5 protein-coding genes are annotated in these 8017 nt (G+C 62.7%); 3 read left to right on the plus strand and 2 right to left on the minus strand.

The window, feature by feature from the left end; translation table 11 throughout:
• Positions 1–959 (plus strand): glycosyltransferase family 4 protein (locus tag BV034_RS15095; protein ID WP_050027837.1); only part of this gene is annotated, 959 nt, incomplete at its 5' end.
• A gap of 179 nt (positions 960–1138) precedes the next feature.
• Here the strand turns inward: BV034_RS15095 and BV034_RS15100 are convergent.
• Both BV034_RS15100 and BV034_RS15105 read right to left on the minus strand, forming a co-directional pair.
• Positions 1139–2554 carry a DUF1501 domain-containing protein gene (locus BV034_RS15100; RefSeq protein WP_050027838.1) on the minus strand — a complete coding sequence of 472 codons (1416 nt, stop codon included), beginning with the start codon at positions 2552–2554 and terminating at the stop codon, positions 1139–1141.
• Positions 2555–2575: 21 nt separating this feature from the next.
• On the minus strand, positions 2576–5581 hold the full coding sequence (locus BV034_RS15105; protein WP_050027839.1) for a DUF1553 domain-containing protein: 3006 nt from the start codon (positions 5579–5581) through the stop codon (positions 2576–2578).
• A 104-nt stretch (positions 5582–5685) separates the two neighbouring features.
• On the opposite strand from BV034_RS15105, the gene BV034_RS15110 reads away from it, so the two are divergent.
• Positions 5686–6213, plus strand: a complete 528-nt coding sequence (locus tag BV034_RS15110; RefSeq protein WP_265593033.1) for a sigma-70 family RNA polymerase sigma factor — start codon at positions 5686–5688, stop codon at positions 6211–6213.
• 63 nt (positions 6214–6276) lie between these two features.
• A complete protein-coding gene (locus BV034_RS15115; RefSeq protein WP_050027841.1) occupies positions 6277–7734 on the plus strand; it encodes a DNRLRE domain-containing protein in 1458 nt (485 codons plus the stop codon).
• The last annotated feature ends 283 nt before the right edge of the window (positions 7735–8017 follow it).

Consider the following 8017-nt stretch of genomic DNA (forward strand, 5'->3'; position numbering starts at 1 on the left):
TGGGTAGCCTGCTGGGGGAAGGGGGCCGTCAATGGTCAGAGTGGGATCGCCTCATCCAATGGCTGGAGACCGAGAGCAGGCCCGATGTGATCTCCCTGTCCAACTCCCTGCTCATTGGGTTGGCTCCCGCGCTCGTCCGTCGGGTCAAGGTCCCCGTGGTGGTTTCCCTCCAGGGGGAGGACTCTTTTCTGGACACACTCACAGAGCCCTATCGCACTCAGGCCTGGGATCTCATGCAGAAGAACGCCCAGTCCGTGGCGCGTTTCATCTCGCCGAGTGACTTCTATGCCGGGGTCATGGCCGAACGTCTTGCGGTCCCTGCTGACAAGGTCAGCGTGGTGTACAATGGGCTGAACTATGAGGGCTGGTCACACGACCGCCGCGAGCCAGAAACGCCTACCATCGGCTATCTGGCCCGTATGATCCACGGCAAGGGGCTCACGACTCTGGTGGACGCTTTCATCGAACTTGACCGACGCGGCAGCGTGCCCGGCGTGAAGCTTCGCATCGCAGGCGCGAAGACTCCGGCGGACGACAAGTACATTGAGGGGCTGCAATCCAAGCTCGCGGCCGCAGGTCTGGCTGATCGTGTCACCTGGGAGCCGAACGTGAGTTTCGAGGAAAAAACCAAGTTCCTGCACGAGGTCACTGTTTTCTCCGTGCCTGCCACCTACGGCGAAGCCTTCGGGCTCTACGTCGTGGAGGCCCAGGCCGCTGGATTGCCCGTTGTGCAGCCCCGCCACGGTGCTTTCCCGGAGTTGTTGGAAATTACCCAAGGTGGCGAATTGTGTGAGCCGGATGATGTGAAGAGCCTCAGCCAGACACTGGAAAAGGTTCTGCTGGATCACGAGCACCGGGCAGCGCTAAGCCGGAAGGGGAGGGAGAATACGCGCGCGAAGTTTAGCGCAGAGAAGATGGCGGCGGATTTTGATGAAGTACTGAGTTCGGTGAATCGGTGATTCAGTAAATCGGGGGTAGTGTTTCCAGGCGCAAAGGAGGCGGGGGTTCCCAGCCCCGCAGGGCCGGCTGTCCTGAGCCGGGGTTGGGAGCGGAGGGGGTGATGTCCAATTCTTTGTCCGCGTACCATTCCACCGGCTTACCGGCTTACCGGTTTACTGAATTGCCGAGCCACCGATCTCTACGTCAACAGCTCCTTCACCACGTGCCCGTGCACGTCAGTGAGCCTGAAATCGCGCCCGGCGTATCGGAACGTGAGCTTCTCGTGATCCAGTCCCAGCAGATGCAGGATCGTCGCGTGCATGTCGTGCATGTGCACCTTGTCCTGCACGGCGAAATGGCCGAAGTCATCGGTGGCACCGTGAGCGTAGCCGGGTTTCACGCCGGCACCGGCGAGCCATTGGGTGAAGCCCACGGGGTTGTGATCGCGACCGGTGCCGTTGCGTTCGGCATACGGAGTGCGGCCAAATTCACCGCCCCACCAGACGAGGGTGTCTTCCAGCAGTCCGCGCTGCTTCAGATCTGCCAGCAGGCCTGCGATCGGCTTGTCCACCGCGGCAGCATGGTCAGCATGCTTGGGCAGGTTGGAATGCTGGTCCCAGGCCGGGTTGTTGGAGTTGTCGGTGTAGTTCACCTGGATGTAGCGCACGCCCGACTCGGCGAGCTTGCGGGCCATGAGACACTGGCGGCCGAAGTTCTCGCTCACCTTTTCATTGATCCCGTACAGGTCCAAGGTGGCGGGGGATTCGCTGGTCACGTCGAGCGTGTCGGGCGCATTGGTCTGGAGGCGCCAGGCGAGTTCGTAGGAGTTGATGACTGCATCGAGTTCTGCATCCGCCTGACCTTGCGCCAAGGACGTGGCACGGCGCATCTGCTCATCATTGATGGATCGCAGCAGGTCAAACTGCCGACCTTGCTGCTCCGGCGTGAGGAGCGGGTTGCGCAGGTTTCGAATGGTGGCATCCCGGGCGGGGAGCCCCGCACGGCCCAACGTGGTGCCCTGATGGACGGCAGGCAGGAAGGCGGTGCCGTAGTTGCGCGGGCCGCCGTTGCTCAGGCTGGGACTGATGCTGACGAACGACGGCAGGTTCTCATTCTCCGTGCCCAGCCCGTAGCTGATCCACGAGCCCATGCTGGGCCGGATGAAGTTGGTGGTGCCGGTGTGCAGAAACAGCGTGGCCGGGCCGTGGGCCACGCCCTCTGTGTGCATGGAGTGGACGAAGCACATCTCATCCACCTTCTGGGACATGTGCGGGAAGAGGCTGGAGGCCCAGCGTCCGGATTCGCCCTGCTGCTTGAACTCCCAGAGCGGCTGCATGATGCGCTGGGCGGCACCCATGCCGGTCTTGGCAATGGCGCGTTGATCCTCGAACTCCATCATCTTCCCATTGTCGCGGATGAGCCGGGGCTTGTAGTCAAAGGAATCCACATGGCTCACGCCGCCGGCCATGAACAGGAAGATGACCCGTTTCGCCTTGGCTGGAAAGTGGGTGTGCCGGGCGGCGAGGGGATTGGGAGCACCCTGGGCCATGGCGGCGAGAGCCAGGGAGCCGAAACCACAGGCGGTGGTCTGGAGAAAGTGGCGGCGGTCAAGCATGGTGGAAGGGGGCTGAGGGCGTCAGTTGAGATAGCGGAAGTCCACAGAGGCAAAGAGCGTCTGGATGAGCAGGGACCAGTTGTCGAATCGGCGGGCCTCGGCGTCCTGCTCGGAGGCGGAGACCGTGACAAAATCAAGTGCCAGCCGAAGCTCGCGCGGGCCGGGTGGACGGGCCAGAATCTCCCGGTAGGCCTGACGCACCAGGCCATCGTCGCCTGCGCCGGAAGCGATCAGGCGTTGCGCGGCCAGCCGGGACTGCTCCACCATGAAGGGGTGGTTCAGGAAATAGAGCGCCTGCGGGGCCACCGTGCTGCTGCTGCGACGGCCGAGGGGCTGGTTGATATCGGCAAAGTCGAAGGTCTCAAAGAGCTCCAGGCGCTTGTTGCGGAAGGCCGGGGTGTACACGCTGCGGCGCACGTCCGTGAAGACGTAGTTGTACTCAAGGTTCTGCGCAGCCCCGGAGTTGGAATCGATGGCATCTGCCTTGACGTTCGGTCCACCCACCTTGGGGTCCAGCTGGCCGCTCATGGCCAGAATGGAGTCGCGAATGGATTCCGCATCCATGCGACGGCGGTTTTGCCGCCACCAGTGGCGATTGTCGGGATCCGCCTGAAGGCTGGCCTCTGGGCCGGTCGAGGCCATGCGATAGGTGCGGCCCGTGACAAGCCGTTTGACCAGTCGCTTCAAGCTCCAGCCATCCTCCATGAACTCGACTGCCAGCGCATCCAACAGTTCGGGATGGGTGGGCTTTTCTCCGGTGGTGCCAAAGTTGTCCACCGTGCGCACCAGGCCTTCACCATGCAGCCACATCCACGTGCGGTTCACCAGCACACGGGCAGTCAGTGGGTTGTTCCGGTTCGCCACCCATTCAGCGAGCTGTCTGCGGCCGCTCTCTGCGTCGGGGATCTTCGGGGCCGGGCCGTGCTGTGCCACCGTCAGGAATCCGCGGGGCACCTCCGCGCCAAGATTGCGGATACTGCCGCGAACATGAATCTTGCAGTCCTCTGGCTCGCTGTCGTCCTGTACGGTCATCGCTTCAGGGCGGGCCAGCGGGGAGGCCTGGAGCTGCTTCAACTCCTTCTCCAAATCTTTGAGCTGGGCTTGGGCAGCCTGGAGTTGAGTATTGCCTGCCGCGGCACTGTCTGCACCAGCAGGTGCACTTGCCGTCTGCAGTTTGGCAATTTCATCCAGTGGGACGAACACTACGGCATCAGCCGTTACGATGCCGTTGGTGCCATCGTTCGATACCAGCACGTAGCCTTCGCCGCCGGCCACAAACCGATATTGACCCAGCGACACAAAGCGTCCGTTGATGGTGGGTTCAGCCCGCTCATCCACTCGCACTGTCTCCTCGCCATCGGCATGGAGGATGGTCACTGGCACATTATCGGCCCGGTCGTTGAGGGCCGTGTAGGAGAGCCACACCTCATAGCGTCCGTCTTGTGGCACCTTGGGTGTGAAGGTCAGCGTTTTGGCTCCTTTATCCTCGTTCTGATCATGCAGGTAGCCTTCTCCCACATAGGTGGGGTACCGTGTGGAGGTCTTCCAGGTGCCCACCACCGTGGCCTGGCTGTCATCCACCACCACGCCAGGCAGTTCGTCGGGTGCGACGGGACGGGCCTTCGCATCCTTGGCCTCCACTTTGGGAGACAGTTTTTTGATTCGCTTCTTCGCGGCAGCCACATCGGCCGTCAGCTTCTCCAGCCGGGTTTCATGGGCCTGGAGCCGTGTCTCCACCTCGCCCTCCATGGGCAGGGGGGTGTCGATCCAGTGGGCTACGTTGTCCTTGTAGTTCTTTAACGTGCGGGTGCTGCGGAAGATGCCCGCCAGTGCGTAGTAGTCACTGGCCGGGATGGGGTCGAACTTGTGATCATGGCAGCGGGCGCAGCTCAGGGTCATGCCCAGGAAGGCGCGGCCCATCGTGTCCATCTGCTCATCCACAATGTCCATGCGCAGGAGCTGTTTGTCCTGCTCTTCATAGTTGGTGGGGCCCAGCACGAGGAATCCGGTGGCGGTGAGCTGACGGCGGCGTTCGGCTGATGTGGCAGCAGGCAGGAGATCCCCGGCCAGCTGTTCCGAGATGAAGCGGTCCAGAGGCATGTCCTGGTTGAGGCTCTCGATCACATAGTCGCGATACCGCCAGGCATCCTTGAAGGGGAGGGTGCGGCCACCGCCGCTGCTTTCCGCGAACCTTGCCAGGTCCAGCCAGTGGCGGCCCCAGCGCTCGCCAAAGCGGGGCGAGGAGAGCAGCCGGTCCACGATGGCTCCATAGGAGGCCAGTGCGGCCTCTTGCGTCTGCCCGGCCATTTGCTGGAATTCGTGCAACTCTGCCGTCGTGGGCGGCATGCCGGTGAGATCGAAGTACAGGCGGCGTGCCAGCACCTCCAGCGGGGCGTCGTCGGCGTGATCCAGTCCGGCGGATTCCAGTCCCGCCAGCACAAAGTGGTCCGCACCGGTGGCCGGCCAGGCGGAATCCTTCACGGCTGGCAGCGCTGGTTTGACCGGGGGGACAAAGGCCCAGAACTTCCGGCCATCTTCCATCGACATGGCCTTGCTTGCGGTTTTGGCAGCCACCTCCGGAGCACCCGTCCGCGGGTCCGGGGCGCCCATCGCAATCCAGTCGCGGAACACTGCTATTTCCTCGTCCGAAAGCTTCTGCTTGGGAGGCATCTTCAGATCGCGGTTCGTGTAGCCAACGGCGGACATGAAGAGGCTGGTCTCTGGCTGGTGCGGGAGCAGGGCCGGTCCCGAATCACCGCCCGTCACCCATCCCTCCCGGGTGTCCAGGCGCAGGCCGCCCTTCACCTTGTGCTCCGGGCTGTGGCAGTTGTAGCACTTGTCCACCAGGAGTGGTCGCACCTTCTTTTCGAAGAACTCCATCTGCTCCGCCGGAGTCGCTCCAGTGGCGGCACCGGTGAGGGCGAGGGCGGCGCCCGCCAGCAGCAGGTGGGGACGAGCGGTCGCGGCACGCTTATGGGGTGCCTCAGAGGTGCGACCAGCAGAAGGATGGGAGGTGAGTTTTGCCATCTGCAGAAAGGAAACTTACGTAGGGAAGGTCCTCTTTCGTTTTTTTGGACATTGGAAAATTTGTCCATTTTTTTAAAGGCGGGACTACCCTATATGGAATGAACATGCCCGAGCCCGCCGAGGAATTCGTCTTCTTGCTAGCCCGCCACGAGCGGATGCTGCGTGCGTACGTGCATGCGCTGGTGCCCCATGTGCAGGATGCCGATGACATCCTGCAGGAGGCCAAGGTGCGCATGTGGCGGAGTTTCTCCCAGTTCGAGTCTGGCACAAACTTCTCCGCCTGGGCGCGGAAAGTGGCTTTCCACCAGGTGCTTTCCTACCGGAAGCGGCGCAAACGTGACCGCCTGGACTTCAGCGATGAGTTCCTCAACACCGTGGCCAGTGAATACGACAACTCCTCCGAGGACCTTGAGCACCGCGAACGGGCTCTGCACGGGTGCATCGCCAAGCTGCCTGATGAACACCGGGAGGTGCTTCAGTTGCGCTACCAGGAGGGCTTCTCCCTGGAGGCTATGGCCGACAAACTCCAGCGCACGGTGGCAGCTCTCTATCGCCAGCTTAGCCGGGTGCGGCATGTGCTGCATGAATGCGTGACCCGCCAGCTTAACCACGCAGAGGAGGGGGCCAACTGAAGCGCTCCGCCCCGACAGCCTCTTCCTACTTTTGTTTCCCCTTTTGATCCCGTCTGACCCTACATGAATCCCGCCTCCCCCAGTCCCAAAGAAGAAGTCATCCAGCTCTGCGATCGCATGCTGGATGATGCCAGCTTTGACGTGAAGGATCGCGAACGGCTTGAGCGCCTGGTCATCGATGATCCGGCGGCACGGAGAGCCTATGTGGAGTACATGCAGCTCCAGTCCTTGCTGGGGGATGTGCGATTCAAGGACTCGCCCCTTGCCGAGGTGGTGAATTTTCCCGTGTCTCTCCAGACGAAAGTCGCGCGTCGTCGCTGGTCCGGCCGGTGGGGGCAGGGGATGGCCGCGGCCGCGGCTGTGGTCATTCTGGCAGCAGGCTGGGGCATGGGGCGCTGGCAGGGCCAGAAGGCCGTCACCGCCCTGTCTGGGCCTGCTGTGGCCAAGCTGGTGGATGTAAAAGGGGCGCGATGGGATGGCGGCAGCCTGCCCACGGAGGTGGGGGCGGTCTTGTCCACCGGCCGACTGCGCTTGGCGGCGGGTCTGGCGACACTGGAGTTTGAGAAAGGAGCCCGCCTGACCCTGGAGGGTCCAGCCGACCTCGAACTGCTCAGCGCGGAACGCTGCTACTTGCACAGCGGGGCACTAGTGGCCCATGTGCCCCCGCCCGCAGTAGGCTTCATGGTAGAGACGGCGCACGCCCGTCTCATCGACCACGGTACCGACTTCGGCGTGAGCACTGGGGCCGATGGACAGGCGCAGGTGCAGGTGTTCCAGGGTGAAGTAGAACTCCAGCACCACCGCAGCGGGGAGAAGGTGAACCTCCTGACTCGCCAGGCCGCCCTCATTACCGAAGAAGACCTGAGCCGCAGTGGTGGGGACCTCGAGTCCGAACGTCCTGACACCCGTCGCGTCGTGCCGGAGGAAGCCGATGTGGTCACGCTCACCACCAACTCTGGCCGTGGGCAGGCCGCGTACGTATGGTCGCCCGACACGAAGACCCATTTCTCCGACACGCTGCTGCTCCTCAAACATACCAACCAGATTGCCTGCCGGCGGAAAGCGTGGCTTGGCTTCGATCTCTCCCTGCTCCAAGGCCGGGAGGTCCGCTCGGCTTCGCTCACTCTCCAGTTTGAGTCCACTGGCTGGGGGTATGCTTCGCTGCTGCCCGACTGCGAATTCAGCGTCTATGGCGTGACCGATGACACTCTGGATGCCTGGACCGAGGAAACCGTGAACTGGCAGAATGCCCCCGGCAACGATCCCAAGTCCGCTGGGGCTGACCTCTCCAAGGCCGTCAAGCTGGGTAGCTTCACGATTCCGCGTGGTGATGTGGCCGGTGCTTTCTCGATCCGCGGCGAAGAACTGGCCCGCTTCCTGACGAACGACAAGAATCTCTACGCCACGCTGGTGGTGGTGCGGGAAACGCCCGAGAACGTGGGCGGTGGCCTGGTGCATGGCTTTGCCGGGAACCATCATCCCACCCTCAAGCCGCCGACGTTGCGTTTGGTGCTGGATTGAGGCTTGGTTTTGGAAGAGCCGCCACGTCTCTTGGGAGCGCGGCATTGTGCGGGAACAAGAACCGAAACGGTTCTTCTGCATTGTGGTCGTGCAGGCGACGTGCGGGGTGCAAACCCGTGCAGCCGCCACATCGATTGCTGACAAACGATCTATGTAAGCACTCTGACGGCAGGGTTGGAGTTCCGTCCCGCATGCGGGACCAATGCCATCAGGGAAAACGCATCGTCTTGCTGTTTTGCCTTGGCGCGCCTCGGAGCCGCGATGGTGCAACCGCCACGACTGT

The sequence above is a fragment of the Verrucomicrobium sp. BvORR034 genome (assembly GCF_000739635.1).
Taxonomy (GTDB): domain Bacteria; phylum Verrucomicrobiota; class Verrucomicrobiia; order Verrucomicrobiales; family Verrucomicrobiaceae; genus Verrucomicrobium.